Raw genomic sequence first — 24012 nt, forward strand, 5'->3', positions numbered from 1 at the left:
TGCAATGGCTAGTCCGTTAAGGGCTCGACGCCGTGTGCATCATAAAACTGCGCGAGATACTTTTGGAACTTCTCTCCGCCCATTCCAAGCTTCTCACGGAATGGAGCCAATTCAGCGTAAAGATCGCGATCGATCGCTTCAAACATATCGCCATCATTGTGCAGTTCCGCTATCATCTTGTCGCGGCCGGCGCGATTGCAGAACTCGACTGCCCTTTCCCTGAAGTAGTGATGGCCCAGAAAATCCCTGCGTTTCTTAGCGTTCCTGAGCTTTTCTTTTAGGTTGTCACTAAGCTCGGGCAATGCCGAAACGCGCTTGATAAGATTGCCTAGTGTCTGGGCGTGTTGGCTCTCCATAAAGCGATCGAATTCAACTTCGTACTGGGTCCGATCAAAGGACTTTCCCCGATCAGCCAAATATTGATCGCGGACGCGGCTCAGGAAAGCGATCTGCATGAGCGCAATCGCAAGTCCCGTTTCCAGCACGCCCGCTTCGTAATATGCCCGACCGAAATAGGCGAAGACCTCCTTGACGTGCTCCCCTTCGTCATACGCCATTTGCGTCCTATCCTTGTAACGTTGCAGCTAAACGAATGACAGTTGTTCCACCATAGACGCCTGAAGGCCGCCAGTCAGCTCCCGACCCCGTAGCGGTCGTCTATCCAAGCCGAGCCGATGTCCGTTGTTGGTGCAATCCGGTCGAAGATGCGCGGCGCTGTAGAGATGCCGCCTTTGCACCGATCTACTTCGCGCCCGCGGAAGCTTACCCATTATCGGCCGCTTGTGAGGACTTGAAGTCAGCTATCTCAAGCCGGAAAACATCCGGAACGTTGAGGAGCAGGCATGACGAAGCATCGCATCTATTCAGTCAGCGTCGCGAGCGTCTATCCCCACTATGTCGCCAAGGCAGAGAAGAAGGGGCGCACGAAGACAGAGGTCGATGACATCATCTGTTGGCTGACGGGCCATAGCCGGCAGAGCCTGGACGATCAGTTGGCAGAGAAGACCAACTTCGAGGATTTCTTTGCGCAAGCGCCTCAGATGAATCCCTCCCGATCATTGATTACCGGCGTGATCTGCGGTGTCCGCGTGGAAGACATCCAAGAAACGACAATGCGGGAAATCCGCTATCTGGACAAATTGATCGACGAACTCGCGAAGGGGAAAGCGATGGAGAAAATCCTGCGGAAATAGCCAGGAATCCATGTCGCGGAAGCATCCGCGATCACCCATGGCACGCGCTCGGAATCCGGCACTGTCTCGTCCGGAAATGACGAATGTTCATTGTCTCCAAGCAAGGCGATAGAGCAGCAAGCCGAGGCCTTTCCGGAAAGCGCCGCCCCAATCATCGTCCAGTAGCAGACGAGAGCGGTCGATTACAGGATGGTGTTGGCTGAAAGCTGTCAGTCACGCCCCTTTCCTCCCATAAACGGCCATTGACCAATGGCCTGCGATGTGCGCCTCTCAATGCTTGCACAAGGAAAATCCCATGCTCAAGTTTCTGCTCGCCCTCTCGATGGGTGTTTTTTGCGTATCGCCGCTTCAGGCCGGCGACATCACTCCCGTCACCAAGAGCTGCGAGCCGGGGGCGAAACAGGCGCAATGCCAGCGATGGGTCACGGATATCAAGAAAGCCGTCGAGCTGGCCTATAAAGGCGACCACGGGGCGCAGGTCACCGTTGCCTTCTGCCTGTCCACCGGTTGCCATGGTGCTGTCGCCATCGACAGGGTCGCCTCCTGCAGCTGGCATCTGGTCATCGCCAATTCCGGTTCGACGACCGTGCTCGACAGTTCAAACACCAGGAACACCTGCCGGCCGATGACGGCGGCCCAGAAGGACGAAGCCCGCACGCTGGCGAGCGATCTCGTCCAGCAGATCTACAAGCGGCCCCTGGTCAAGACCGACGAGATGTAATCTGCCCGGGGCCCGGCCCGCAGCGCAACGCCTGCGTGAAAATAAATCTCATTGCTCTCCCGGTTTTCGCCGCTATTCTCCAGCCAAAGAAAATCGGGAGGACCATGATGATCCTGCACTGCGTATTCCTGCGGCTGAAGACGGCGATGACGGCCGACGACAAACAATCGCTGTTCGACGCGATCGTCGCCCTGAAACAGGTCATTCCCGGCATATTGGATATCAAATACGGGCCGAACGTTTCGCCCGAGGGGCTGCATGGCGGCTTCGTCGACGGTTTTGCGGTGACCTTCGAAAGTGCGGAGGCCCGCGACGCTTATCTCATCCATCCCGAACATGTGGCTGTGGGCGAGCGCATCGTCTCCTCGACGGACGGAGGCCTTGCCGGCATCCTGGTCTTCGACCTCAATCAGTGAAGACTGCGGGGGCAAACCCCGCAGTCCCTCAATTGATCAGCTCGATTTCGCCATGGCGGCGGCGAGCTGGTCGACATTGTATTTGAACATCTTTTCATAGGTCGGCGCCGGTCCCTTGGCGTCGGAGAGCGATTCGACATAGAGCTCGCCGCCGGGCTCGGCGCCGGTTGCCTTGGCGACCTGCTTGACCAGGCGCGGATCATTGGAATTCTCGAAGAAATAGGCCTTCACCCGCTCGCTCTTGATCTGCTCGATCAGCTTGGCGACGTCGGCGGCAGAGGCCTCGCTCTCGGTGGACAGACCGAGCGGGGCGAGGAAGCTGATATTATATTCGCGGCCGAAATAGCCGAAGGCATCATGGCTGGTCAGCACCTTGCGGCGATCGTCGGCGACCTTGTCGAATTTCGCATGGGCATAGGCGTTCAGCGCGTCAAGCTTCTTGGTGTAGTTCTCGGCATTGGCCTTGAAGGCGCTCGCATCGGCCGGATCGGCCGCCGACAGCGCCCTTTCGATATTGGCGACCCAGATCTTGACGTTGACGGGGCTGTTCCAGACATGCGGATCGGTGATCTTCTCGCCGTCCTCTTCCATAGTACGGGTGTCGATGCCTTCGGAGACGGTGACCGGCTTGCCCTTGTAGCCCGAGGCGGTGATCAGCCGGTCCATCCAGCCCTCCAGGCCCTCGCCGCTGACGAAGGTCACTTGAGCCGCGTTCAAATTCTTCGCATCGGCCGGCGACGGCTCGAATTCATGGGGATCGCCGTTCGGCCCGACGAGGCTCGTCACCTTTACATGCTCGCCGCCGACCTGTTTGACGACGTCGGCAAGCACGGTGAAGGACGCCACAACCTTCAGCGTTTCGGCGGAGGCGGGTATGGCCGACAGCGCCATCAAAACGGGGATTGCTGCGGAGAGAAGCAGTCTTTTCGGATTCATCGAAGTCTCCTTGGGATCAGCCCTTCAAATGCGGGCGGGGAAAGAAGCGCCGGGCCAGGCCGGAGGGCGCGAAAAAAATCGAAAAGCCGTAGAGGATCGCCGCCGTCATGATGATCGTCGGGCCGGAGGCGAGTTCGAGATGGTAGGAGGCGATCAGGCCGAGATAGCCGGATGCGGCGGCACTTCCGGCCGCAATCGCCATCATCACGGCCAGGCTGCGCGACCAGAGCTGGGCGATGGCTGCCGGCAGCATCATCAGGCCGACCGCCATCAGCGTGCCGAGCGCCTGGAAGCTGGCGACGAGGTTCAGCACGACGAGCAGCAGGAAGAGCACATGATAGACCGGCCCGCGCCCGCCGACGGCGCGCAGAAATCCCGGATCGAAGCATTCGGCCACCAGCGGCCGGTAGATGAAGGCGAGGATGACGAGGGTCAGCGAGGTGATCGCGCCGATCAGATAAAGGGCCGACGCATCGATCGCCAGGATGGTGCCGAAGAGCACATGCAGCAGATCGATATTCGAGCCGCGCAGCGAGACGATCAGCACGCCGAGCGCCAGCGACGCGAGATAGAAGCTGGCAAAGCTCGCATCCTCCTGCAGCACGGTCATCCGGCTGACGGCGCCGGACAGCAGCGCCACCGACAGGCCGGCGATCAGGCCGCCGAGGCCCATCGCCGTCAGCGACAAGGAGCCGGCGACGAGATAACCGATCGCCGCCCCCGGCAGCACGGCATGGCTCATCGCGTCGCCCATCAGGCTCATGCGCCTGAGCATCAGGAAGACGCCGATCGGGCCGGAGCCGAGCCCGAGGCAGAGGCAGGCGACGAGGGCGCGGCGCATGAAGCCGAAATCGGCGAAGGGTGCGAGGAAGAGATCGTAAGCCGTCATGCCGCCGGCGCCTGTTCGGGATCGCAGGCAACGGCATCCTCATCCCAGCGCTCGGCCATGGCGCGCGCCTTCAACAGATTGGCGGATGACATGACCTCACTGGTCGGACCCCAGCCGACAAGCTCGCGGGCGAGCAGCAGGGTTTGCGGGAAATGCGTGCGGACGAGCTCGAAATCGTGCAGCACGGCGATCACCGTGCGGCCCTCGCCATGCCAGCGGGTGACGATATCGACGAGGTCCCTGGTCGTGCGGGCATCGATTGCGGTAAACGGCTCGTCGAGCAGGATGATGCCGGCATCCTGCAGCAGCAGGCGGGCAAAGAGCACGCGCTGGAACTGGCCGGCCGAGAGCGACCCGACATGGCGCCGGCCGAAACCTTCGAGACCAACGGCGGCGAGCGCCTCGCCTGCCCTTTTCATCTCGCCGGACGCGATGCGGCCAAAGGCTCCCACCTTCTTCCAGGCGCCGAGCATGACGGTGTCGATCACCGAGATCGGAAAGCGCCGGTCGATCTCGGCCGCTTGCGGGAGGTAACCGAATTCCGCCCGCCCCAACCGATGCTCGACCTTGCCCTCAGCCGGGCGAAGCTCACCCATGATCGCCTTCAGCAGCGTCGACTTGCCCGCCCCGTTCGGCCCGGCGATCGCCGTCAGGCTGCCGGAGGCGAAGGCGCCGGAGACGTGGTGGACGGCGGGGTGCCTGTTGTAGGCGACGGTCAGATTCTCCAGACGGATCAGCGGCGTCATGGCAGCAGAACCGCCCAGTGGATCGCCAGCCAGAGCACGGCAAGGACCAGCGTGATGCCGATGACCCTAGAAAATGCCGACTGTCCCAGCAGGCTGACGGAGGGGCGGTCGGGGCTCGGGGGCATGGCGCATCCTACAATGTAATAACATTACGGTTATGTTATAACGATTGCGGCGAGATTGAGGCGGGAGCGCGCAGTTGCTCACACAATTGAAAAGCGCGACAAACGGCCGCCGGTCCATTCCAGGACGCGCTCTCTCTCCGGCCTCATCCTGAGATGCCCGCAGGGACCCCGGAGGACGAGGCGGGCCTTACGGCAGCGGTGCTCTGTGCAGATGTCCCACCACCCGGAATTTCTGTCGCTGGACGACAAATGGCATGATGTGTCAAAAGAAGCTCGCCGTTCAGCGTGGAGACAATTTTGGGACTTCGGGAAGATAAGAAGGATCGCACGCGCGCGCAGCTGCTCGAGGCCGGGTTGGAGCTGATCCACAAGCGTGGATTCGAGGAGACGACCATTGCCGATATCGCTGCCGCCGTCAGCGTGTCGCCCCGCACCCTGCTTCGCTATTTCCCTACAAAGGAGGATGTGATCGTCAGCTGGGTGCAGGATGGCATGACGATCGTCCGTGCGGAACTGACGGAGCGGCTCGCCTCGGAGCCGCCGGTTGTCGCACTGCTTGCTGCCGCGCGGGCGATGCTTTTGGCTTTCGATGAAAAGTCACGATTCTTTCTCGCCATCGAGACGGCAATCCGCTCCAACAGGAGCATTTCTGCGCGAAAGGAACAGATGATCGCCGAACTGATCGAGGAAGTCGCCCATATTCTCGCCTCGCCGGACAGACGGTCTCCGCTCCCGGATGTTGTCGCCTATACGATCGCGGGAACGGTTTTCGCGCTCATTCGGGCATCGATAAACAGTTGGGTGGATGGAGGAGCGGCCATGTCACTTGCCGATCTCTTCGATCGCGCCGCCGGCATCGTCCACTTCGAACAAAATGTCACTTAGTGACATTTGTCGTTGACGGACATAATTTTCCGTGCAAATTCACGATGCGTTGCTAAGCAACGTCATTGCAAACAGCCTCGCCATGCGAATGCGCCTGCTCGGGAGATAAAATGTCCACATATCAAAAGATCGCGCTCGTCACCGGCGCGACCCGCGGCCTTGGTTTTGAAACGGCTCGCCAACTCGGCCGTGAAGGCGTGTTCGTCCTTCTCGGGGCACGCGATCTTGCAGCCGGGCGGGCAAAGGCCGAAACATTGCGTGCGGAGGGCTTGGCGGTCGAAGCGATCGAGATCGATCTCAACCGCCCTGATACGATCGACGCCGCCGCCTCTTCGATCGGCGAGCGGTTCGGCAGGCTCGACATCCTGATCAACAATGCGGGCATCCTGCTGCTCGACACCGACGATTTCCCCAGCGTCGCCTCCATCGAAACCCTGCGTGAATCCTATGAGGTCAATTTCATCGGAATGGTGGTCGTGACCCAGAAACTGTTGCCGCTGATCCGCAAGGCGGCCAGTGGCCGCATCGTCAACCTTTCCAGCAGCGTGGGTTCGCTCTGGTGGACGGGCGATGCAAACAATCCGTCCCCCGATGTCAAATGGCTTGGCTATGCCGCCTCCAAGGCGGCGGTCAACATGCTGACCGTGCAGCTTGCCCTTGAGCTGAAAGATACGCCGATCAAGGTGAATGCCGTCTGCCCCGGTTATGTCATGACCGAATTGAACAGAGGCGGCGGCTACATCACGATCGAAGACGGCGTTCGGGCACCGGTCAAATATGCTTTGCTGGATGACGCCGGACCGACCGGCCAGTTTTTCAACACCAATGGCCCGATCAACTGGTGACGGCCCGCGGCCGGGCGCTTGACGGCCCGGCATGCGCAGGACCGTTCAGCCGACACGGCGGATGTGGCGTCCCGAGGACGCGGCATCCGCCTTTTCGCCGCGATAGCGAATTCGCACCCATCCCCTTTCAAGGATCACGAGACATGAAACCAACGACGGATGACATCGCCGAGATCAACCAAATCCTCTCGCTCTGGGCCCACCTCGTCGACAACCATGCATGGGACAGGTTCGGTGAAGTCTTTACCGAGGATGCATATTTCGACTCGAGCGTTTTCGGCTTTGCGCCGGTCACGGGCATTGCAGCGATCTGCCATATGGCCAGCCAGGACGGTCATGCGAAAGCCCATCACACGACGAATGTGTATGTTCAGGAAGGCGCGGGCGACGAAATCGCCACCGTCTCGAAGGGGCTTGGCCTGTTGTCGAATGGGGCGGTGGCGAGCGTGACCTATACCGACCGGCTGCGGCGGACGCCGGAGGGCTGGCGTCTGGCGAGCCGCATTCTCGCTCTGCAAGCACCGCGTTGAGATCGCGCCGATGTCTCTCGTCAACCTATCCCTGGCAAACGTCATTGCCTGGCTGCTTGCAGCCTTCTTCTTCATCGGCGCCTATGGCAACACCTTCGTCAGCCCCGAAATTGCCGCGGACTACGCCCGGTGGGGCTATCCGGAAAGCTTCCATTATCTGACCGCCGTCTGCGAATTCACCGCAGCAGTCATGCTCATCGTCAAACCATTGCGCCTTTACGGTTCCCTGCTCGGGAGTGCCGTGATGCTGGCGGCTGTGGCGACGGTTCTCTTCCACGGCGAATATGCGCATGCAGTTCCGCCAATGGTGGTCCTGGGTTTTTGCGGGCTCGTCGCTCGTCTGACGGCTCGGCGAAGACGGTCGCAGTAGCGTCCATCCCGCTTGGAGTCTCGACCATCCGAGTCCGCTTGTGGCGCATTTCACCCGCTGCTTACGCCGAGGCTTTCGCGGACATGCAATGCGGGATCGGACGTGAGCTTCACAATCAAGGCCGACAGGCTGTCCACCGAGATGTCGTGTCCCTTGAAAGGCTCGCCCTTTCTGGTGATCTGATAGTTGATCTCGGCGTCGTGAGTGAACCAGCCCGGCCGCAGGATGGTATAGTCGAGATCCGACTGCTCGATCAGCGCCGCAGAATCCCGATAGGGATCGAGGATGCTGCGATATTTCTCGCCGGGGACTTCACCGTAGATGCCCATCGAACTGATGAAGATCAGCCGCTTCAGCCCCGCCGCGTGCATGGCATCGATGATCGACCGTGCCTGGAGAGCCATATCTCCGGAAAGGTTGGCATAGACGACGTCCTGCTTTGCCATCGCCAACCGGAGCGCCGCGCTGTCGAGAACGTCGCCGTCGACGATCCTCGCTCTTTCAGGCGCCGGGTTGGCAAGACGGCTCGCCCGGCGCAAATAAAGCGTGAGATTGGCGTCCGTCCTGTCGAGGAGCATCCGCGTCGTGTTGCGCGCCAACTGCCCGTTGGCACCGAGTATAAGGATGTTGGTCATGCTGATTTCCCTCAGTAGGTCGAGGTGAGAAGCTCCACGAGCCTCCACCCGGCGGGTTTGCGGACATAGACTTCGGTGAAAGCCAGACGATACTGTCCTCGGTGTCCCCCTATGGTCACCGTGAAAACGGCCTTGCCTCGGAGCGTGGCTCGATCGCCTTCGACCGCAACCGAAGCGCCACGCGGCTCGATGCGGTTGTAGACAAAGCGGCCGGATCGCAACTCTTCGATCCACGCTCGCTTCGAAGACACCTGCCCAGTGATGTGGACGAAGTGCAGATCGTCGTCGAAAAGTTCCTCGACCAGATCGATACGGCCGGATGTCTTCCAACGGAATTTGTCCAGCGAAAGGGCGATGATCTCCTCCTCGGCGCTTCCTGATGCTGCATGGTTCATCGAGAACAGCCTTTCTGGTCGAGATGTGCTTGGGCCACTGCCTGCTCTCTTCATCTAGTCCATGGGCGAAAAGACGATTAGGCTGCAAAATCCGCATTCGGTATTGAGCAGAATTCAAAAATGTCCCGAGACAGCATCAACGACCTCACTGTTTTCCTCGCCGTCGCGCGCGAGCAGAGCTTTACGAGAGCGGCGGCGAAGCTTGGCGTCTCGCCTTCGGCGCTCAGCCATTCGATGCGGCTGCTCGAGGAGCGGCTCGGCGTTCGGTTGCTGACAAGAACGACCCGGCGCGTCTCCGTGACCGACGCCGGCGAGCGGTTGCTGCACTCGATCGAGCCGCATTTCGACGGCATCGATACCGCGCTGGCGGCTCTTACAGAACTGCGCGACAAACCGGCTGGAACGGTTCGGATCACCGCCGGTGAGCATCCGACGACATCGATCCTCTGGCCGGCGATAGAGCGACTTCTTCCAGAATATCCGGACATCAAGTTTGAGATCACGGTGGATGGAGCGCTCACCGATATTGTCGCGGAGCGCTACGATGCCGGAATTCGGCTCGGCGAGCAGCTCAACGGCGATATGATCGCCGTGCGGATCGGACCTGAGATGAGGATGGTGGTCGTTGGTTCGCCAGACTATTTCACGCGCCACCCAAAACCGTCAACGCCGCAGGACCTGACCGCCCATGACTGCATCAACATCAGACTGCCGACCTATGGAGGCTATCTGGTTTGGGAGTTCGAAAAGGACGGCCGGGAGGTTCGTGTCCGTGTCGATGGCCCGTTGGCTTTCAACAACACCGAGATGGTGATGAGAGCGGCGCTCGGGGGCGTGGGACTTGCCTACCTGTTCGAGGATCATGCACGAGATGCCATCGAGAGCGGGCGGCTTGTCACCGTTCTCGACGACTGGAATCCGCTGTTTGATGGTTACTTCCTCTACTATCCGAGCCGCCGCCAGATGTCTCCGGCCTTCAGCGTGCTGGTCGATGCGTTGCGATATCGTCCATCACGTTCTGATCATTGATGAGAATTTCTCAAAAGCACATGCGGGAATAGCAATCTAATCGGCAGAATAGCCGAATGCTATCTCTTGGGACATCGGCGGCCATCGCCGTAATGACGGTTCCGGAGAGCGCCATGAGATCCCACGCACAGGCAGCCAGCCCTCCAGCCGAGACCCGTCCGATAACCGGGCCGGACCACGTCGCGATGACGCACATCGCCTTCCATGAATCCCTCCACGGCAAGGCCGTCGACTGGATGGAGAAGGTCACGGACGAAGACCACGGCGCGGCCTGACCAAGAAAGATAAGAACATGGCGAAACCTCCACCGTACGCGGTCAACAAGACCGCGATCCTGATCATCATTCTCACCAGCTACGTGATGCTCGTGCTCGACACGTCGATCGTGCTGACGGGTCTTCCGAACATCCATCGTGAACTTGGCTTTTCCGACCCTGAACTCGCCTGGGTGCAGAGCGCCTATACCCTCACCTTCGGCGGTTTCCTGCTTCTGGGTGCAAGAGCGGGCGACATTCTCGGCCGCAAGCGCATGCTCACCATCGGCCTCGCTCTCTTTACCGCATCCTCGCTCGCCATCGGTCTTGCCGAGACGCCGGCCTGGATGATCGGCGCGCGTGCCGTTCAGGGGATCGGCGGCGCTATTCTTGCGCCAGCCACGCTGGCATTGCTGCAGACGACGTTCGCCGAAGGGACCGAGCGCACCCGCGCGGTTTCCTATTACAGCGCGGTCGCCGGCATTGCGGCCAGCGTCGGCCTCGTGCTCGGCGGCGTATTGGCCGAGTGGCTGTCATGGCGTGTCGGCTTCTTCATCAATCTGCCGATTGGCCTCGGGATGATCCTCGCCGCGATCCGCTTTGTTCCCGAGACGGGACGGCAGTCGGGGCGGCTCGATATTGCCGGGGGCCTGACCTCGACGATCGGCATGGTGGCGCTCGTCTACAGCCTGATCCGTTCGGCGACCCATGGCTGGCATGATAGCCTGACCATCGGCCTTATCGCGGCCTCCATATTGCTGCTGATGGCTTTTGTCGCCATCGAACGGAGTGCTCGGCAACCGATCATGCCCCTGCGTCTCTTCGCCAGTCGCGAACGCGTCGGGGCCTATTCAGCGCGAGTTCTTTTCCTCGGCGGAATGATCGGCTTCTTTTTCTTCACGACGCAGTTCCTGCAGAGTGTTCTTGGATACAGCGCCGCCGCCACTGGATTGGCTTTCCTGCCGGCGACACTGGTGAACTTTGCGTCCGCGATGGCCGTGCCGCAGCTGACGAAGCGGTTCGGCAACGCCCGCCTGCTTGCCACGGGTTTTGTCCTGACCCTTATCGGCATGACTTGGCTCAGCCGTGTCTCCGCCGATGCGAACTATCTGGCTGACGTCGCTTTGCCGATGATCCTGATCGGCTGGGGCCAGGGTTTCGTCCTGAGCCCCCTGACGGCCTCGGGCATATCAGGCGTGTCCGGGGCCGATGCCGGCGCCGCCTCAGGCGTGGTCAACGTCGCCCATCAGCTCGGCAGTTCCCTTGGCCTTGCGATCCTGGTCGCCGTTACGGCTTTCGGCGCCAGCGGCCTGGAAGGCATCCCACTTCTCGCCCATCGCGTCACGATGGCGTTGACGGGCTCGGCCGCGATGATGGCGCTCGCGCTTGTTCTCGTTCTCGTCCTGATCGTCCGGCAGCGTCGCCCCGCCTCGATCATCGTCCCAGTCGCCGAGGAGCCGGTCGACGTCACCTGAAGCGCAACCCACCAATTCGTTCCAACTCAAGGAGATTTCCATGCAAGACAACACTCTGGAACAACGCATCCAGGCACTCGAAGACCGGGCCGCCATCAAGGCACTCGTCGACACTTTCGCCAATCTCGCCGATCAGAAAGATCTGGCCACCCAGTCGCTGCTGTTTACCGAAGACGCCGTTGTCGACACCTACTTCGAAGGACAGCTTTTTGCGTCGCTCAAGGGTCGCAAGGAGATTCGGGAGACCTTTACCGGCTTCATGGCCAATTTCGAGACGGCCTACCATATCAATGGTCAGCATACCGCCGAAATTGACGGAGACCGCGCGACGGCTGTGCATTACTGCCTCGTTGTCCTCGTCAATACAGTCGATGGCAAAAAGATGAGGAATACCAACGGCGTCTATTACAACGACGAATATGTGCGCCAGGGCGGTCGGTGGCTGATCTCGAAGCGCACGTCGCATTTCACATGGCGTGACACGATGGAAATGGTGGCCGGTTGAGCGAGACGCCGCTCGACTCCCACCGAAGGCTCACACGATCGAAAAGGGCGACCGAAGGGCCGCCCTTCATCCATCAGGAATGAACGCTTACAGCTGTTCCAGCATCGCGGCAGCGCCCGAGACGGTTGCCTGGCCGGGGCTTTCCTCGACGTTGAGGGCTTTCACCACGCCGTCCTCGACCAGCATCGAATAACGCTTGGAGCGGAGGCCGAGGCCGCCGGCGGAGAGGTCGGCGTCGAGGCCGACGGCCTTGGTGAAGCCGGCATCCCAATCGGCGAGGAAATGGATCTTGCCCATACCGCCTGATGATTGCGCCCAGGCGCCCATCACGTGCCAGTCGTTGACGGCGACAACGGCGATATCGTCGACGCCCTTGCCGAGGATGGTGTCGCGGTTTTCGAGATAACCCGGCAGGTGGTTCAGCGAGCAGGTGGGCGTAAAGGCGCCCGGCACGGCAAAGAGCACGACGCGCTTGCCGGCGAAGAGCTGATCGGTGGTGATTTCGACCGGACCGTCGGCCGTCTTTTCCTTGAAGGTGGCGGCAGGAAGCTTGTCGCCGATCGCGATGGTCATGGTCTTCTCCTTGAGTTGTGGCTTTGGGGTTCTGCCTTGGCGGCGGCGGGCGCCGCGGGGGTTCTGCGGCGACTATAAGACCCGGTCATTCAAAGGCAAGACCAGTCATTCAAAGGCAAGAGTCGTCTCCATCGCCCTTGCGCCGTCGATCACCAGCACGCCCCAGCGCTTGCCCGATATGTCGTAATCCTTCGGCAGCTTGCCGATGGATACATCGACCTTGAAAGTGGCGCCGTCGCGTTTGCCGCCGATCTGCTTGGTGAAGGCATAGCCGCTCGGGCCGGTGACGATGATATCGGGCGCGGCGGCTTTCCCGTCGCTCGGCCCCTCACTCGGCAAAACCAGCGTCAGCGACAGCGTCTTCCTGTCCGGCGACATCGCATGCGCGGTCACGTCGAAATCCGCCGATGGCGGCTTCGGCAGGCTCGCATCGGCGGCCTGGAGGATCGCCTCCTCCTGCGGACGCGACTGCATGGCCGGGCCGAGCTTCAGCTGAAAATTCGCCTGGAAGGGAATGCAGATATCCTTGCAGATGCCGATGAAGGCACTGGCATCGATCTCGACCGGGCCTTTACCGGCCGCACTCAGCGAAAGCGGCAGCGTCACCGGCGCATCATAGGCAATATCCTCGATCGCGCCGTTGAAAAAATGTTTCGGAACGGGATAGGCGATGGCATCGAGCGTGACGCCGCTTTCCGCCGCGATGGTGAGCTGGGGCGGAATGCCGTTGCCGCCGGGCTCTTTCCAATAGGTGATCCAGCCGGGTTTCGGCTCGATCTGAAGCGCTGCGCGGATTTTGCCGCCGGCATCGGGCGCAAGCGCCACCAGGCGCATGCGGCCGCCTTCGTTCTCCGCCCAGCCGCTCATTTCCGCATGAACCGAAGAAAACGGCACAGGTGCTGCGACCGCCGAAACGACCGCAATCAAAAAACCGCGCGGGACTGAGGAAATAATCATCATGGAACAAAGGTTTACCGAAAGCGGTGTTTGACCGCCAGAAGTCGCGGCGATTTAAATCTTCATTTTCAGTTGATTGATGTGTGACATTGGCCCATGTTTCTCTTGTCGAGGCCTTGGTGCGGTCTGGCAGCAGGAGGAACGATGTCCTTATCGACGCTGAAGAACAGACGGGAACGTGGCTTCTTCGATGGCCAGTTCCTCATCGCCATGCCCGGCATGGAAGACCGCAATTTTGCGCGCACCGTGATTTACATCTGCGCGCATTCGGATGCCGGCGCCATGGGCTTCGTCATCAACCGTCCTCAGAGCCTCACCTTCACCGATGTGCTGCAGCATCTCGACATGATCAAGCAGGAAGATTCGATCGTGCTGCCGAAGCGCGCCCGCGACTTCCCGATCCAGACCGGCGGCCCGGTGGAGAGCGGCCGCGGCTTTGTGCTGCATTCGGACGATTATGCCAGCGACTCCTCGATCCCGGTCAGCGACGATATCTGCCTGACGGCGACGCTCGACATCGTGCGCGCCATCTCCAAGGGCAACGGGCCGACGCGGGCGACGATGCTGCTCGGCTATTCCTCCTGGGCAGCCGGCCAGCTGGAGAGCGAAGTCGTCAACAATGGCTGGCTCACCTGCCCGGCCAATGAGGAACTGATCTTCGACCGCAGTCTCGACGACAAATACGAGCGGGCGCTCGCCGGCATGGGCGTGACCGCCGCCATGCTTTCGGCTGAAGCCGGGCATGCCTGAAAAGCAGTTGGCCTGAGAACAGCTGGCGTGAGAAACAGCTGGCTTGCGCCAGTGGGAACGAATAGCCGCAAGTGACGTTTCATTTCGGCAAGCATGGGCAAGAGGCCCATGCCGACCAAGGAGACATCACATATGGGTAGCACCAGCGACAAGATTTCCGGTAAGGCAAACGAAATTGCCGGCAAGACCAAGCAGGCGGTCGGCAAGGCCACGGACGATCGCGAAATGCAGGCCAAGGGCGCCGTCCAGGAAGCCAAGGGCAAGGGCCAGGTCGCAACCGGCAAGGTCAAGGACAAGCTCAAGGGCGCCGTCGACCGGCTCTGAGCCATACGCTCATCCTTTATCACCATGCCTGCTGCGCCCTCGCGCGGCAGGCATTTTTAATCCCCCACGCCAATGCTTTGCAGAGATAGACACGATGAAGCTTTTTGCCTGCGACAATTGCGATCAGGTCGTCCACTTCGACAATCGCCACTGCGTGCGCTGCAATCATCGCCTCGGCTTCCTGCCCGGCGATCTCGCCATGCATGCGCTGGAGCCGCGCGACGAGATCCTCTGGCAGCTGGTTTCCGATCCCGAGCGTGAGGTCCGCTTCTGCGCCAATGCCGGCCTCGACATCTGCAACTGGCTGGTGGACGGCGATGGGAACAGCGAATTCTGCGTGGCCTGCCGCCATAACCGGCTGGTGCCGAACACCGACAGCCAGGACGGCATCGACCGCTGGCGGCGCATCAGCCAGGCGCAGCGCCATCTGTTCTATTCGCTCTTGCGCTGGAGGCTGCCGCATCCCGATCGGGCGCAAGACCCGCAGGGCGGCCTGGTCTTCGATTTCCTCGAGGATTCGATCGAGAGCAACGGCTATGTCGTGCCGGCTATGACCGGCCACGAGGAAGGCCTGATCACCATCCGCGCCGCAGAGGCCGACGATGCGACGCGCGAACAGGCGCGCAGCTCGATGAACGAACCCTATCGTACCCTGCTCGGCCATTTCCGCCATGAGGCCGGCCATTTCATCTGGAACAAGCTGGTGCGCGATCGGGGCGGCCTTGCCGATTTCCGCGCCGTCTTCGGCGACGAGCGGCAGGATTATGCCGCAGCCCTGCAGAGCCATTATGCCGGCGGCGCCCCCCTGGGATGGCAGGACAATTTCATCAGCGCCTATGCGGCGTCGCACCCCTGGGAAGATTTCGCCGAATGCTTCGCGCATTACCTCCATATCGTCGATACGCTGGAAACGGCCCGCGCCTTCGGCATCGCGATCGATCCGCGCGGCCATGAGGAAATATCAGGCGAGGTGGATTTCATCCCCTACAGGGCCAGAAGCGCCGAACAGCTGGTCAGCGCCTGGGTGCCGCTGAGCCTCGCGATCAACGCCATCCAGCGCAGCATGGGCCAGCCGGACTCCTACCCCTTCGTGCTGTCCTCGCCTGTCGTGGCCAAGCTTGAATATCTGCACCGGCTGATCCAGGGCGCGGGGACGGCGCAGTAGGAGGTGTTCTTGCCAGTTGCCAAATCGACCGTCACGGGTTGGCGCGCACGCCGCAATGAGAGCAATTGAATGTGGCCCTACTATACTTTGGCTCGGAATATCGAGCGTCCGAGCAATCTGTCTTGAGGTATTGCCAACAGCTACCCTCCGCCGGAAGGTTTGACAGTTCCGGCGGAGGTCTTCAAGCTTAAGGGGGCGCGAGACCCCTTAAATCAATGAAGGTCTCGCTTTTCCCGAGCGATCTGCTCGCTGCCGGAGTGGCGCTTGCCCTTGAGAACCTCATTAACGCGGCCCTGATTGACGCTAAAGCGCGCGGCGATTTCGTGCTGGTACGCGCCGCTCCATCTTGCGAGCCAGACCTGCACGGCATCATCGAGAGTGAGACGATATATATGCTTCATTTTCGAGTTCCTTTTGGGTTAGGAACCTCGATCGGCTTGACAGACCAGCCTCCCCGCGTATCTTCGGGGTGTTAGGGGTGATCCGTTTTGCCGACCGAGGCATCCGGTACATTCGACACGAGGCCGGGGCTGCAACCCCGGCCTTTGTCGTATCGACCCGCGAACGCAGGCGAAGGAAATATGAGTGTAAACAGCGAGCATCGTCAACGGATGCTTACGGGCGCCGCTGTCTAAAGCCTGCGCTAAGCGGCTGTTTCTATTGACTTCCTACGCCCGAAATCTGTGTGGAATCAGGCTGTTACAGGGCTACTGCTAACGGTTTGTTAACGCTGCATTTTTCCTGTGAGCATTAGTCCCTATCGTAAGTTTTCTGTATGTTTCGCGTGGAGTCTTGACGACAAAATGGACCGACTGGCGCGAATCGGATGTCTTGGCAACGCGAATCAATATCTGCCGTGCCAGGCTAAAACGAAACCGCCTTGCCCTTCTTGAACGGCTCCATGCCGCGGCGGGCGAGTTCGTCGGCGCGTTCGTTTTCGGGGTGGCCGGCGTGGCCCTTGACCCAGTGCAGCGTCACCTTGTGGCGGCTGCGGGCTTCCTCCAGCGCCTGCCAGAGCTCGGCATTCTTCACCGGCTTCTTGTCTGCGGTCTTCCAGCCGTTTTTCTTCCAGCCGAAAATCCACTTGGAGATGCCGTCCTTGACATAGGCGCTGTCGGTATAGAGATCGACCTCGCAAGGCGTCTTCAAGGCCGATAGCGCCGAAATTGCCGCCAGCAGCTCCATGCGGTTGTTGGTCGTATCCGCCTCGCCGCCGCAAAGCTCCTTTTCGACATCGCCATACCGCAGCACGGCGCCCCAGCCGCCGGGGCCGGGATTGCCGGAGCATGCGCCGTCGGTGAAGATATCGACGTGTTTCATAGGCTCAATCCGTATTCGGCCGGCGACTTGATCTGGCGGTGGAAGCGCAGCTTGCGGAGATATTCAAGCGGGTCCTTCTTGGTGACCATGGCGCCTTCGGGCGTCGTCAGCCAGTCATAGAGCCTGGTCAGGAAGAAGCGCAGCGCCGAGCCGCGCGACAGCACCGGCAAGGCAGCTATCTCGGCCTCGCTCAGCGGCCGGACGCTCTGGTAGCCCGCAAGCATCGCCGTGCCCTTGGTGATGTTATAGGCGCCATCCTTCTCGAAGCACCAGGCATTCAGGCAGATCGAGACGTCATAGGCGAGCAGGTCGTTGCAGGCGAAATAGAAATCGATCAGGCCGGAGAGCTCATCGCCGAGGAAAAAGACGTTATCGGGAAAGAGGTCGGCATGGATGACGCCGGCCGGCAGGCTCTGCGGCCAGTGTGCGGAGAGAAAGTCGAGTTCGCTGCGGATCTCGGTCTGCAGGCCGGGCTCGACCTCGTCGGCGCGCGCCTCGGATTTCTCCCAGAGCCCCCGCCAGCCGTCGATCGACAGCGCATTCGCCCGCTTCAGCTCGAAACCATCGCCGGCCACATGCATTTCGGCCAGCGCCCGGCCGACCTCGCGGCAGTGCTTGGCCTCCGGTTTTCTCAGCCACATGCCTTCGAGGAAGGAGATCAGCGCAGCCGGACGGCCGGACAGCGAGCCGAGCAGCGCGCCGTCGCGGCGCGGCAGCGGCAGTGGGCAGGACAGACCGCGGGCGGAGAGATGCTGCATCAGGCCGAGGAAGAAAGGCAGGTCAGTCTTTTCCACGCGCTTTTCATAGAGCGTCAGGATCAGCGGGTCCTTGGAAGTGTGAAGCAGGAAGTTGGAGTTTTCGACGCCTTCGGCGATGCCCTTGTAGGACAGCAGCGTGCCTGCGTCATATTCCGTCAGGAACCATTTCAGATCGTCTTCGGCGATATCGGTATAGACTGCCAAGTGAGGTCTCGTCTTTGCATTGTTGATATTGGATTGCCCGACCGACTGGCCGGGCTGCGATAAGGCTCGATCTAGCCGTTGACGAAGGCCATGTCGGCCGTCGTCAGCTCGATGCTGCGCAGTTCGCGGTTGACGAGGAAATGTTCGTTTTCCTGCACCGTCTCGGCAAGTTCGACACGGGCGTCGAAGCGGGCGCGGAAGGCCTCGATGATCTCGTTGACGATGACCTCCGGGGCGGAGGCGCCGGCGGAAAGGCCGAGCGTCGAGATCGCGCCGATCTCATCCCAGTCGAGCTCGGCGGCGCGCTGCACGAGGATCGATTTCTTCGCCCCTGCCCTGAGCGCCACTTCGACGAGGCGTTTGGAATTGGACGAATTCGGGGCGCCGACGATGATGAAGAGATCGCAGCCGGGGGCCGCCTGCTTCACCACTTCCTGGCGGTTGGTCGTCGCATAACAGATCGAATCGGCCGCCGGCGCCGTCAGGTTCGGGAAGCGCTCATGCAGGCGGGTGATGACGCCGGCCGTATCGTCGACCGACAGCGTCGTCTGGGTGACATAGCCGAGATTGTCGGGATCGGCAGGCGTATAGGCGTCGGCATCCTCGATCGTCTCGATCAGCGACACCGAGCCCTCCGGCAGTTGCCCCATCGTGCCGATCACCTCGGGATGGCCGGCATGGCCGATCAGGACGACATGGCGGCCGAGGCGATTGTGGCGCATCGCCTGCTTGTGGACCTTGGAGACCAGCGGGCAGGTGGCGTCGAGATAGAAGAGGTTGCGGCTTGTCGCATCCTCGGGCACGGATTTCGGCACGCCATGGGCGGAGAAGACCACCGGCTGGGCGCGATGTTCGGCCGGGATTTCGTCCAGTTCCTCGACGAAGACGGCGCCCTTGGCCTCCAGCCCTTCGACCACATAACGATTGTGGACGATCTCGTGACGCACATAGACCGGCGCGCCATAGGATTTCAGCGCCAGCACGACGATCTGGATGGCGCGGTCGACGCCGGCGCAGAAGCCGCGTGGGCCGCAGAGCCTGATCGTCAAGGGAGGTTTCGCCGCAATATTCATGTCTGTTCCGTCAAGAATTCCGTCCCGCATGGGAATAAGGGACCTCTAGCCCAATATGGCCAGGAATTGAAGCAATACTATTGCGGGGGTGCCTTGCTCCCCCTGCGGAACCAGGAAATCGCCACCACGACGACGAGCACGGCGGCGAGCCCGTACCAGGTGAAGGCATATTGCAGGTGGTCGTTCGGCAGGTCGACCTGGGTGACGCCGCCGATCGGCAGGCCGGCCGGATTGGGGGTGGAATCGGCATCGACGAAAAAGGGAATGACGCGGGCCTTGTCCAGCCCGACGCTCTCCGCCATGACGTCGAGATCCTTCCAGTAGAAGATGTTCTTGGCGACGTCGTTGTCGGGCACCACCCAGGACGGTTTGCCGGGAAGCTTTTGGCGCGCCAGGCCGGTGACGGTCTGCTGGTCCGTCAGCTGGCCCTGCATGCGCATCTCCGGCTCCTTGTTCTCGAAGGGAACGAAGCCGCGATTGACGAAGAGCGCGCGCCCATCGGCAAGCTCCAGCGGGGTATAGATGTAATAGCCGGTCTGGCCGCGCCAGGTGGCGAAGAAGTGCCGCTCCTTGTTGTTGATATAGCGGCCGGTGGCGGTGACCTTGCGGTATTCGATATCGCCACTTGCAGCCGCCATCGCCTCGATATCGGCCAGCGGCACGGGTGCTGCGACCTGCCGTTCGGCGATATCGGCAAGCAGGCCCTCCTTCCAGTGGAGGCGTTCCACCTGCCAGGTGCCGAGCGAAATCAGGATGGCAAGCGCGATCAGCACCAGGATGCCGGTTGCCACAGGCAGCCGGCGGCGCGGGGCGGCATGGTCGATATCAATCACTCAGGCGTCCTTCGCGGGCATTATGACGGTATTGCATGGCGATCAGGATGCCCTTGAACCAGCGCAGCGTCATGAGCGACAGGATGATCGTCAGCGGGCCGAAGAGCATGATATGCACCCAGATCGGCGGCCCGTAATTCACCTGCAGCCACAGCACCATGCCGATGATGATGAAGCCGACGATGAGGATGACGAAGACGGCCGGGCCGTCACCGGAATCGGCGAAGGAATAATCGAGGCCGCAGGCGGCGCAGCGCGGCTTCAGGGCCAACAGGCCATCGAACAGCTTGCCCTCGCCGCAGCGCGGGCAGCAGCCCTTGATGCCGGTTTTCACCGGATCGACGGGGGGAAAATGGGCGCTGTCCTCGTTCATGCCATTCCTTTGCGTAACCTTGCGGCCGCGGCTTTTTCGACGCTGCCTTAACTCTCCCATAAATTATTCGCAGGACGAAGGGAAATGCCTGCGCTTTTTCGCCTCAGCGATTCGCGCCAAACAGAAGAAGACTGATGACTAACGATAGCCACTCCGCACAGATCATCATCCTGAACGGCGCGCCGCGAAGCGGAAAATCCAGCATTGCGCGCGCAGTCCAGGAACATTTCGACGGGCCGTGGATCAACCTCGGCGTTGACAGCTACAATGCCATGACACCGAAGCGCTATCTGCCCGGCATCGGCCTCAGGCCGGGCGGCGAACGGCCGGACCTCGAAGAGCTGGTGCCGTTCCTCTATGCCGCCCTTTACGAGTCGATCGCCATCCATGCCGGGTTCGGCCTCAATGTCATCGCCGATCTCGGCCACCATGACAGCTATACCAAGCCGCTCGGCATTCTTGCCGATTGCGCCCGGCGACTGGAGGATTTTCCCGTGCTGTTCGTCGGCGTGCGCTGTCCGATCGAGACAATCATGCAGCGGCGCGAAACTGCCCAGGAAGGGCGCGAGACGCTTTATCTCAGGGCCACGGAGGAAGTGCCCATTCCAGAACCAGTGCAACGCTGGCAGGACGAGGTGCATCGGCCCGGCATCTACGATATGGAGGTCGATACGTCAGTGCTGACACCGCTCGAATGCGCCGAGGCGATCCGCCATCAGCTGGATCTCGGCATTCCCGAGCCTTCGGCCTTCGAACGGATCGCCGGTATGCGCTGAGGCGATGGAGAGCGGGCGCGGAGCCCTTACCTCGGTCGCAGAGATTGCCGGTGGCGGCCTCTCATCCGGCTGCCGCCACCTTCTCCCCGCTCGCGGGGCGAAGGGGATACGCCGCACCCCTCCGTTCCCCACAGGCCCTCTCGCGGGGCACGTCCCCTCTCCCCGTCAGAACGGGGAGAGCGTTAGGGTGAGGGGCCGCCATTGGCGCGAACAGTCGTGACCGAGGTCGAGTAAACCGACACCCACCAACAAAAAAGGCGGGCACCGGGCCCGCCTTTTCTCAAATATCGTTCCGATCAGCCGGCGACCGGAGCGCCCCAGCCGCCCCAGACGTAGATGCAGAAGAACAGGAACAGCCAGACGACGTCGACGAAGTGCCAGTACCAGGCGGCTGCCTCGAAGCCGAAATGCTGCTTCGGGGTGAAGTCGCCGCGCAGCGCGCGGATCAGGCAGACAGCCAAGAAGATCGTGCCGACCAGAACGTGGAAACCGTGGAAGCCGGTCGCCATGAAGAAGGTCGCGCCGTAGATCGAATTCTTGAAGTCGAAGGGCGCGTGGGCATATTCGTAAGCCTGGACGCTGGAGAAGAAGATACCAAGCAGCACCGTCAGCGTCAGGCCCTGGACCAGGCCCTTGCGGTCGTTGTGCAGCAGCGCATGGTGCGCCCAGGTGACCGTCGTGCCCGAGAGCAGCAGAATGACCGTGTTGTAGATCGGCAGGTGCCAGGGATCGAGGACCTCGATGCCCTTCGGCGGCCAGACGCCACCGGTGTAAAGCAGGCGCGAGGCCTGGATCGCTTCGTTCGGATAGAGGCTGGCGTCGAAATAGGCCCAGAACCAGGCAACGAAGAACATCACTTCCGAAGCGATGAACATGATCATGCCGTAGCGCAGGTGCAGCGAGACGACGCGGGTGTGGGCGCCCTCATGGGCTTCCTTCACCGTATCGGCCCACCAGCCGTACATGACATAGATGACCAGAGCGAAGCCGATATAGAAAAGCCAGGGATTGGCAAGCTCCGCACCGGCGACCTTGAACGAACCGCCGTTCAGGTAGCGCATGTAGCAGACGCCGCCGATCGCCATGATGAAGGCGCCGAGCGAGGCGAGAATCGGCCACGGGCTCGGATCGATGATGTGATAGTCGTGATTCTTCTGATGAGCATCGGCCATGTAGCTATCCCCGGATGTCTTCCTTCACTCCGCTCCCGGCATAGCCGGAAACGAGCCTTGATCAAAGTTTCTTTTCAATCTTCTCCGCTCCACCCTCATTCGAAGCCACCGGCTTCGGACCCTCTTTCGGGTAGAACGTATATGACAGCGTCACCGTATGGATGTTCTTGGATTCCACCGCCTTGACGATGTCAGGATCGATGTAGAACACCACCGGCATGTCGAGCTTCTCGCCCGGCTTCAGGTCCGTTTCCGTAAAGCAGAAACATTGCACCTTGTTGAAATAGACGCCCGCCTCGCCCGGGGTGACGTTGAACACCGCCTGGCCGCGCTGGGTTTCGTTCGAGCGATTCTCGGCGGTGAAATTCACCTGAATGGTCTCGCCGATCTTCGGATTGACCTCACGCTCGACCGGTTTGAAGTCCCACTGCAGGCCGGGCGCGACATTGGCGTCGAAGGTGACGCGCATGGTGCGATCGAGCACGACGCTCGACACCTGGTCGACGCGCTGGGTCGTGCCGTTATAACCGGTCACCTGGCAGAAGATGCGGTAGAGCGGCACGGCGGCATAGCTCATCGCCCCCATGCCGAAGACGAAGCTCAGGCACATCATCACGACGGCGCCGTTGTTGCGGCCCTGCTTCTTCGGTGTACCGGCGTTTTCGCTCATCCAGCCATTCCCCCGCCGATCTTCACGATGGTGATCGCGTAGAAGAGAATGACGAGGCCGGCAAGCACCAGCCCGAGGGCGACGTTGCGGTTGCGGCGCGACTTGCGCTGCGCTTCCGTCAGCTTGACCATTTCCATCAGAACCAACCTCCCGCATGCGAGACCAGCACCGAAGCCAGCCGGTCGATCATCAAGGCGGAGAACACGGCGAAGAGATAGAAGATCGAGAAGCCGAAGAGCTTCTTCGCCGGGATCATCTTCAGATCGCCGTCGGGCATGCGCCAGACGGCGATGGAACAGTATATGAAGATCGCGCCGAGCGCCGCAGCGACGAAGCCATAGCCGAGGCTCGCGAAACCGAGGACGGTCGGCAAGACTGCGCAGATGGCGGTCAGCACCGCATAGGCGACAATCTGATGCTTGGTCACCCGCTCGCCGGCGACATTCGGCAGCATCGGCACGCCGACGGCTTCGTAATCGCGCATCTTGAAGAGGGCAAGCGCCCAGAAATGCGCCGGCGTCCACAGGAAGATGATCATGAAGAGCACGGTGCTCTCGATCGTCACGCTGTTGGTCACGCAGGCCCAGCCGATCATCGGCGGGAAGGCGCCGGCGGCGCCGCCGATGACGATGTTCTGCGGCGTCGAGCGCTTCAGCCACATGGTGTAGATGACGGCGTAGAAGAAGATGGTGAAGGCGAGGATGCCGGCCGAGAGCCAGTTGACGGCCAGGCCGAGGATCACGACCGAAAAGCCCGAGAGCACCAGGCCGAAGGCGAGCGCCTCCGACGGCGCGATGCGGCCGGCCGGGATCGGACGGTTGGCGGTGCGGCTCATGACGGCGTCGATATCGGCGTCATACCACATGTTCAGCGCCCCGGAGGCGCCGGCGCCGACGGCGATACAGAGAATGGCGATCAGGCCGAGGACGGGATGGATATGGCCCGGCGCCAGCACAAGACCGGCAAAGGCAGTGAAGACCACGAGCGACATCACCCGTGGCTTCAACAATTCGAAATAATCGCGCGCACTCGCTTCCGACAATTCGCCGTCCTTTGCAAGCGCCCCGTGATTGTCGATGACCGTCATCATTCCGTCCTGCATGTCTCAAGATCAG

At 61.1% G+C, this 24012-nt stretch carries 34 protein-coding genes and 1 pseudogene; 15 read left to right on the forward strand and 20 right to left on the reverse strand.

Features of this window, described 5'->3' with window-relative positions:
• Window positions 1–8 precede the first annotated feature (8 nt).
• Window positions 9–557 carry a hypothetical protein gene (locus FHT69_RS19365; protein WP_183905836.1) on the reverse strand — a complete coding sequence of 183 codons (549 nt, stop codon included), beginning with the start codon at window positions 555–557 and terminating at the stop codon, window positions 9–11.
• Between the two features lie 285 nt (window positions 558–842).
• On the opposite strand from FHT69_RS19365, the gene FHT69_RS19370 reads away from it, so the two are divergent.
• The gene (locus FHT69_RS19370) at window positions 843–1193 is read left to right on the forward strand and encodes a DUF2200 domain-containing protein (protein WP_183905837.1); all 351 of its coding nucleotides are present in this window, start codon (window positions 843–845) and stop codon (window positions 1191–1193) included.
• 87 nt (window positions 1194–1280) lie between these two features.
• Here FHT69_RS19370 and FHT69_RS34300 read toward each other — a convergent pair.
• Window positions 1281–1406, reverse strand: a pseudogene (locus tag FHT69_RS34300) (TetR family transcriptional regulator); the annotation flags it as partial.
• 82 nt (window positions 1407–1488) lie between these two features.
• Here FHT69_RS34300 and FHT69_RS19375 point away from each other — a divergent pair.
• Both FHT69_RS19375 and FHT69_RS19380 read left to right on the forward strand, forming a co-directional pair.
• Window positions 1489–1914 carry a hypothetical protein gene (locus FHT69_RS19375; protein WP_246780743.1) on the forward strand — a complete coding sequence of 142 codons (426 nt, stop codon included), beginning with the start codon at window positions 1489–1491 and terminating at the stop codon, window positions 1912–1914.
• 107 nt (window positions 1915–2021) lie between these two features.
• Window positions 2022–2330, forward strand: a complete 309-nt coding sequence (locus FHT69_RS19380) for a Dabb family protein (protein ID WP_028755746.1) — start codon at window positions 2022–2024, stop codon at window positions 2328–2330.
• A gap of 36 nt (window positions 2331–2366) precedes the next feature.
• Here the strand turns inward: FHT69_RS19380 and FHT69_RS19385 are convergent, their stop codons facing one another.
• The 4 genes from FHT69_RS19385 to FHT69_RS34580 are packed head-to-tail and all read right to left on the reverse strand — an operon-like array spanning window position 2367 to window position 5026.
• A complete protein-coding gene (locus FHT69_RS19385; protein ID WP_183905839.1) occupies window positions 2367–3266 on the reverse strand; it encodes a metal ABC transporter solute-binding protein, Zn/Mn family in 900 nt (299 codons plus the stop codon).
• A gap of 16 nt (window positions 3267–3282) precedes the next feature.
• Window positions 3283–4155, reverse strand: coding sequence for a metal ABC transporter permease (locus tag FHT69_RS19390; RefSeq protein WP_047613966.1), 873 nt, complete (start codon window positions 4153–4155; stop codon window positions 3283–3285).
• Complete coding sequence (locus FHT69_RS19395; protein WP_183905840.1) at window positions 4152–4901, reverse strand: metal ABC transporter ATP-binding protein; 750 nt, start codon at window positions 4899–4901, stop codon at window positions 4152–4154. Before FHT69_RS19395 ends, FHT69_RS19390 begins: the two co-directional genes overlap by 4 nt.
• Window positions 4898–5026 (reverse strand): hypothetical protein, encoded by a 129-nt coding sequence (locus FHT69_RS34580; RefSeq protein WP_254961312.1) that lies wholly within the window; start codon window positions 5024–5026, stop codon window positions 4898–4900. The genes FHT69_RS19395 and FHT69_RS34580 overlap by 4 nt, the downstream gene beginning before the upstream one ends.
• Window positions 5027–5323: 297 nt before the next feature.
• Here FHT69_RS34580 and FHT69_RS19400 point away from each other — a divergent pair, with 297 nt between their 5' ends.
• From FHT69_RS19400 to FHT69_RS19415, 4 genes are all read left to right on the forward strand, one after another.
• The gene (locus tag FHT69_RS19400) at window positions 5324–5911 is read left to right on the forward strand and encodes a TetR/AcrR family transcriptional regulator (RefSeq protein WP_047613964.1); all 588 of its coding nucleotides are present in this window, start codon (window positions 5324–5326) and stop codon (window positions 5909–5911) included.
• 110 nt (window positions 5912–6021) lie between these two features.
• On the forward strand, window positions 6022–6756 hold the full coding sequence (locus tag FHT69_RS19405; RefSeq protein ID WP_183905841.1) for an SDR family oxidoreductase: 735 nt from the start codon (window positions 6022–6024) through the stop codon (window positions 6754–6756).
• Window positions 6757–6899: 143 nt separating this feature from the next.
• On the forward strand, window positions 6900–7286 hold the full coding sequence (locus tag FHT69_RS19410; RefSeq protein ID WP_183905842.1) for a nuclear transport factor 2 family protein: 387 nt from the start codon (window positions 6900–6902) through the stop codon (window positions 7284–7286).
• A gap of 10 nt (window positions 7287–7296) precedes the next feature.
• Entirely contained in the window at window positions 7297–7656 is a 360-nt protein-coding gene (locus FHT69_RS19415; RefSeq protein ID WP_063476481.1) for a DoxX family protein, read from the forward strand.
• A 50-nt stretch (window positions 7657–7706) separates the two neighbouring features.
• Here FHT69_RS19415 and FHT69_RS19420 read toward each other — a convergent pair whose 3' ends face one another.
• Both FHT69_RS19420 and FHT69_RS19425 read right to left on the reverse strand, forming a co-directional pair.
• Complete coding sequence (locus FHT69_RS19420; RefSeq protein ID WP_063476480.1) at window positions 7707–8291, reverse strand: NAD(P)H-binding protein; 585 nt, start codon at window positions 8289–8291, stop codon at window positions 7707–7709.
• Between the two features lie 11 nt (window positions 8292–8302).
• Window positions 8303–8686: a nuclear transport factor 2 family protein gene (locus FHT69_RS19425; RefSeq protein WP_063476479.1), complete on the reverse strand. Its 384-nt coding sequence runs from the start codon at window positions 8684–8686 to the stop codon at window positions 8303–8305.
• Between the two features lie 120 nt (window positions 8687–8806).
• On the opposite strand from FHT69_RS19425, the gene FHT69_RS19430 reads away from it, so the two are divergent.
• The 4 genes from FHT69_RS19430 to FHT69_RS19445 all read left to right on the forward strand — a co-directional run bounded on the left by FHT69_RS19430 (window position 8807) and on the right by FHT69_RS19445 (window position 11949).
• Complete coding sequence (locus FHT69_RS19430; RefSeq protein WP_063476478.1) at window positions 8807–9715, forward strand: LysR family transcriptional regulator; 909 nt, start codon at window positions 8807–8809, stop codon at window positions 9713–9715.
• A 113-nt stretch (window positions 9716–9828) separates the two neighbouring features.
• On the forward strand, window positions 9829–9990 hold the full coding sequence (locus tag FHT69_RS34830; RefSeq protein ID WP_409527534.1) for a hypothetical protein: 162 nt from the start codon (window positions 9829–9831) through the stop codon (window positions 9988–9990).
• Between the two features lie 17 nt (window positions 9991–10007).
• Window positions 10008–11444, forward strand: coding sequence for an MFS transporter (locus FHT69_RS19440; RefSeq protein ID WP_063476476.1), 1437 nt, complete (start codon window positions 10008–10010; stop codon window positions 11442–11444).
• A 40-nt stretch (window positions 11445–11484) separates the two neighbouring features.
• Window positions 11485–11949: a nuclear transport factor 2 family protein gene (locus FHT69_RS19445; RefSeq protein WP_063476475.1), complete on the forward strand. Its 465-nt coding sequence runs from the start codon at window positions 11485–11487 to the stop codon at window positions 11947–11949.
• 87 nt (window positions 11950–12036) lie between these two features.
• Here FHT69_RS19445 and FHT69_RS19450 read toward each other — a convergent pair whose 3' ends face one another.
• Together FHT69_RS19450 and FHT69_RS19455 are read right to left on the reverse strand one after the other, a co-directional pair.
• Entirely contained in the window at window positions 12037–12522 is a 486-nt protein-coding gene (locus tag FHT69_RS19450; protein ID WP_011650769.1) for a peroxiredoxin, read from the reverse strand.
• 105 nt (window positions 12523–12627) lie between these two features.
• A complete protein-coding gene (locus tag FHT69_RS19455) occupies window positions 12628–13482 on the reverse strand; it encodes a protein-disulfide reductase DsbD domain-containing protein (protein ID WP_183905843.1) in 855 nt (284 codons plus the stop codon).
• Window positions 13483–13623: 141 nt separating this feature from the next.
• Between FHT69_RS19455 and FHT69_RS19460 the strand changes: the two genes are divergently transcribed.
• From FHT69_RS19460 to FHT69_RS19470, 3 genes are all read left to right on the forward strand, one after another.
• Window positions 13624–14229, forward strand: a complete 606-nt coding sequence (locus FHT69_RS19460; RefSeq protein WP_028755755.1) for a YqgE/AlgH family protein — start codon at window positions 13624–13626, stop codon at window positions 14227–14229.
• A 132-nt stretch (window positions 14230–14361) separates the two neighbouring features.
• Window positions 14362–14553, forward strand: a complete 192-nt coding sequence (locus FHT69_RS19465) for a CsbD family protein (protein ID WP_003546001.1) — start codon at window positions 14362–14364, stop codon at window positions 14551–14553.
• Between the two features lie 94 nt (window positions 14554–14647).
• Window positions 14648–15718 carry a putative zinc-binding metallopeptidase gene (locus tag FHT69_RS19470; RefSeq protein WP_183905844.1) on the forward strand — a complete coding sequence of 357 codons (1071 nt, stop codon included), beginning with the start codon at window positions 14648–14650 and terminating at the stop codon, window positions 15716–15718.
• A gap of 212 nt (window positions 15719–15930) precedes the next feature.
• Here the strand turns inward: FHT69_RS19470 and FHT69_RS19475 are convergent, their stop codons facing one another.
• The 6 genes from FHT69_RS19475 to FHT69_RS19500 form a co-directional block, all read right to left on the reverse strand.
• A complete protein-coding gene (locus tag FHT69_RS19475; protein WP_183905845.1) occupies window positions 15931–16119 on the reverse strand; it encodes a hypothetical protein in 189 nt (62 codons plus the stop codon).
• A 463-nt stretch (window positions 16120–16582) separates the two neighbouring features.
• Window positions 16583–17038, reverse strand: a complete 456-nt coding sequence (gene rnhA / locus FHT69_RS19480) for a ribonuclease HI (protein ID WP_028755757.1) — start codon at window positions 17036–17038, stop codon at window positions 16583–16585.
• The gene (locus FHT69_RS19485; protein WP_029867845.1) at window positions 17035–18000 is read right to left on the reverse strand and encodes a homoserine kinase; all 966 of its coding nucleotides are present in this window, start codon (window positions 17998–18000) and stop codon (window positions 17035–17037) included. The genes rnhA and FHT69_RS19485 overlap by 4 nt, the downstream gene beginning before the upstream one ends.
• Before the next feature lie 71 nt (window positions 18001–18071).
• Entirely contained in the window at window positions 18072–19073 is a 1002-nt protein-coding gene (gene ispH, locus FHT69_RS19490) for a 4-hydroxy-3-methylbut-2-enyl diphosphate reductase (protein ID WP_028755759.1), read from the reverse strand.
• A 77-nt stretch (window positions 19074–19150) separates the two neighbouring features.
• Window positions 19151–19906, reverse strand: a complete 756-nt coding sequence (locus tag FHT69_RS19495) for an SURF1 family protein (protein WP_097595246.1) — start codon at window positions 19904–19906, stop codon at window positions 19151–19153.
• On the reverse strand, window positions 19899–20279 hold the full coding sequence (locus FHT69_RS19500; RefSeq protein WP_028757359.1) for a DUF983 domain-containing protein: 381 nt from the start codon (window positions 20277–20279) through the stop codon (window positions 19899–19901). The genes FHT69_RS19495 and FHT69_RS19500 overlap by 8 nt, the downstream gene beginning before the upstream one ends.
• Window positions 20280–20413: 134 nt before the next feature.
• On the opposite strand from FHT69_RS19500, the gene FHT69_RS19505 reads away from it, so the two are divergent.
• Window positions 20414–21055: a chloramphenicol phosphotransferase CPT family protein gene (locus FHT69_RS19505; protein WP_183905846.1), complete on the forward strand. Its 642-nt coding sequence runs from the start codon at window positions 20414–20416 to the stop codon at window positions 21053–21055.
• Window positions 21056–21351: 296 nt separating this feature from the next.
• Here the strand turns inward: FHT69_RS19505 and FHT69_RS19510 are convergent, their stop codons facing one another.
• The 4 genes from FHT69_RS19510 to FHT69_RS19525 form a co-directional block, all read right to left on the reverse strand.
• Window positions 21352–22227, reverse strand: a complete 876-nt coding sequence (locus FHT69_RS19510) for a cytochrome c oxidase subunit 3 (RefSeq protein ID WP_028755763.1) — start codon at window positions 22225–22227, stop codon at window positions 21352–21354.
• 61 nt (window positions 22228–22288) lie between these two features.
• Window positions 22289–22897 (reverse strand): cytochrome c oxidase assembly protein, encoded by a 609-nt coding sequence (locus FHT69_RS19515; protein WP_047613946.1) that lies wholly within the window; start codon window positions 22895–22897, stop codon window positions 22289–22291.
• A complete protein-coding gene (locus tag FHT69_RS19520) occupies window positions 22894–23034 on the reverse strand; it encodes a hypothetical protein (RefSeq protein WP_028755765.1) in 141 nt (46 codons plus the stop codon). Before FHT69_RS19520 ends, FHT69_RS19515 begins: the two co-directional genes overlap by 4 nt.
• Window positions 23034–23984 (reverse strand): heme o synthase, encoded by a 951-nt coding sequence (locus FHT69_RS19525; RefSeq protein WP_028757357.1) that lies wholly within the window; start codon window positions 23982–23984, stop codon window positions 23034–23036. The genes FHT69_RS19520 and FHT69_RS19525 overlap by 1 nt, the downstream gene beginning before the upstream one ends.
• Window positions 23985–24012 lie beyond the last annotated feature (28 nt).

This window comes from Rhizobium sp. BK008 (assembly GCF_014197345.1).
Classification (GTDB): domain Bacteria; phylum Pseudomonadota; class Alphaproteobacteria; order Rhizobiales; family Rhizobiaceae; genus Rhizobium; species Rhizobium anhuiense.

Coding starts and splice junctions, on each gene's coding strand:
- FHT69_RS19395 (WP_183905840.1), bottom strand. CDS start 4,901: ATGACGCCGCTGATCCGTCTGGAGAATCTGACCGTCGCCTACAACAGG.
- FHT69_RS19475 (WP_183905845.1), bottom strand. CDS start 16,119: ATGAAGCATATATATCGTCTCACTCTCGATGATGCCGTGCAGGTCTGG.
- FHT69_RS19500 (WP_028757359.1), bottom strand. CDS start 20,279: ATGAACGAGGACAGCGCCCATTTTCCCCCCGTCGATCCGGTGAAAACC.
- FHT69_RS19510 (WP_028755763.1), bottom strand. CDS start 22,227: ATGGCCGATGCTCATCAGAAGAATCACGACTATCACATCATCGATCCG.
- FHT69_RS19455 (WP_183905843.1), bottom strand. CDS start 13,482: ATGATGATTATTTCCTCAGTCCCGCGCGGTTTTTTGATTGCGGTCGTT.
- FHT69_RS19415 (WP_063476481.1), top strand. CDS start 7,297: ATGTCTCTCGTCAACCTATCCCTGGCAAACGTCATTGCCTGGCTGCTT.
- FHT69_RS19470 (WP_183905844.1), top strand. CDS start 14,648: ATGAAGCTTTTTGCCTGCGACAATTGCGATCAGGTCGTCCACTTCGAC.
- FHT69_RS19405 (WP_183905841.1), top strand. CDS start 6,022: ATGTCCACATATCAAAAGATCGCGCTCGTCACCGGCGCGACCCGCGGC.
- FHT69_RS19520 (WP_028755765.1), bottom strand. CDS start 23,034: ATGGAAATGGTCAAGCTGACGGAAGCGCAGCGCAAGTCGCGCCGCAAC.
- FHT69_RS19430 (WP_063476478.1), top strand. CDS start 8,807: ATGTCCCGAGACAGCATCAACGACCTCACTGTTTTCCTCGCCGTCGCG.
- FHT69_RS19410 (WP_183905842.1), top strand. CDS start 6,900: ATGAAACCAACGACGGATGACATCGCCGAGATCAACCAAATCCTCTCG.
- FHT69_RS19390 (WP_047613966.1), bottom strand. CDS start 4,155: ATGACGGCTTACGATCTCTTCCTCGCACCCTTCGCCGATTTCGGCTTC.
- FHT69_RS19385 (WP_183905839.1), bottom strand. CDS start 3,266: ATGAATCCGAAAAGACTGCTTCTCTCCGCAGCAATCCCCGTTTTGATG.
- FHT69_RS34830 (WP_409527534.1), top strand. CDS start 9,829: ATGAGATCCCACGCACAGGCAGCCAGCCCTCCAGCCGAGACCCGTCCG.
- FHT69_RS19365 (WP_183905836.1), bottom strand. CDS start 557: ATGGCGTATGACGAAGGGGAGCACGTCAAGGAGGTCTTCGCCTATTTC.
- FHT69_RS19420 (WP_063476480.1), bottom strand. CDS start 8,291: ATGACCAACATCCTTATACTCGGTGCCAACGGGCAGTTGGCGCGCAAC.
- FHT69_RS34580 (WP_254961312.1), bottom strand. CDS start 5,026: ATGCCCCCGAGCCCCGACCGCCCCTCCGTCAGCCTGCTGGGACAGTCG.
- ispH (WP_028755759.1), bottom strand. CDS start 19,073: ATGAATATTGCGGCGAAACCTCCCTTGACGATCAGGCTCTGCGGCCCA.
- FHT69_RS19515 (WP_047613946.1), bottom strand. CDS start 22,897: ATGAGCGAAAACGCCGGTACACCGAAGAAGCAGGGCCGCAACAACGGC.
- FHT69_RS19375 (WP_246780743.1), top strand. CDS start 1,489: ATGCTCAAGTTTCTGCTCGCCCTCTCGATGGGTGTTTTTTGCGTATCG.
- FHT69_RS19505 (WP_183905846.1), top strand. CDS start 20,414: ATGACTAACGATAGCCACTCCGCACAGATCATCATCCTGAACGGCGCG.
- FHT69_RS19460 (WP_028755755.1), top strand. CDS start 13,624: ATGTCCTTATCGACGCTGAAGAACAGACGGGAACGTGGCTTCTTCGAT.
- FHT69_RS19450 (WP_011650769.1), bottom strand. CDS start 12,522: ATGACCATCGCGATCGGCGACAAGCTTCCTGCCGCCACCTTCAAGGAA.
- FHT69_RS19380 (WP_028755746.1), top strand. CDS start 2,022: ATGATCCTGCACTGCGTATTCCTGCGGCTGAAGACGGCGATGACGGCC.
- FHT69_RS19445 (WP_063476475.1), top strand. CDS start 11,485: ATGCAAGACAACACTCTGGAACAACGCATCCAGGCACTCGAAGACCGG.
- FHT69_RS19425 (WP_063476479.1), bottom strand. CDS start 8,686: ATGAACCATGCAGCATCAGGAAGCGCCGAGGAGGAGATCATCGCCCTT.
- FHT69_RS19440 (WP_063476476.1), top strand. CDS start 10,008: ATGGCGAAACCTCCACCGTACGCGGTCAACAAGACCGCGATCCTGATC.
- rnhA (WP_028755757.1), bottom strand. CDS start 17,038: ATGAAACACGTCGATATCTTCACCGACGGCGCATGCTCCGGCAATCCC.
- FHT69_RS19525 (WP_028757357.1), bottom strand. CDS start 23,984: ATGACGGTCATCGACAATCACGGGGCGCTTGCAAAGGACGGCGAATTG.
- FHT69_RS19465 (WP_003546001.1), top strand. CDS start 14,362: ATGGGTAGCACCAGCGACAAGATTTCCGGTAAGGCAAACGAAATTGCC.
- FHT69_RS19370 (WP_183905837.1), top strand. CDS start 843: ATGACGAAGCATCGCATCTATTCAGTCAGCGTCGCGAGCGTCTATCCC.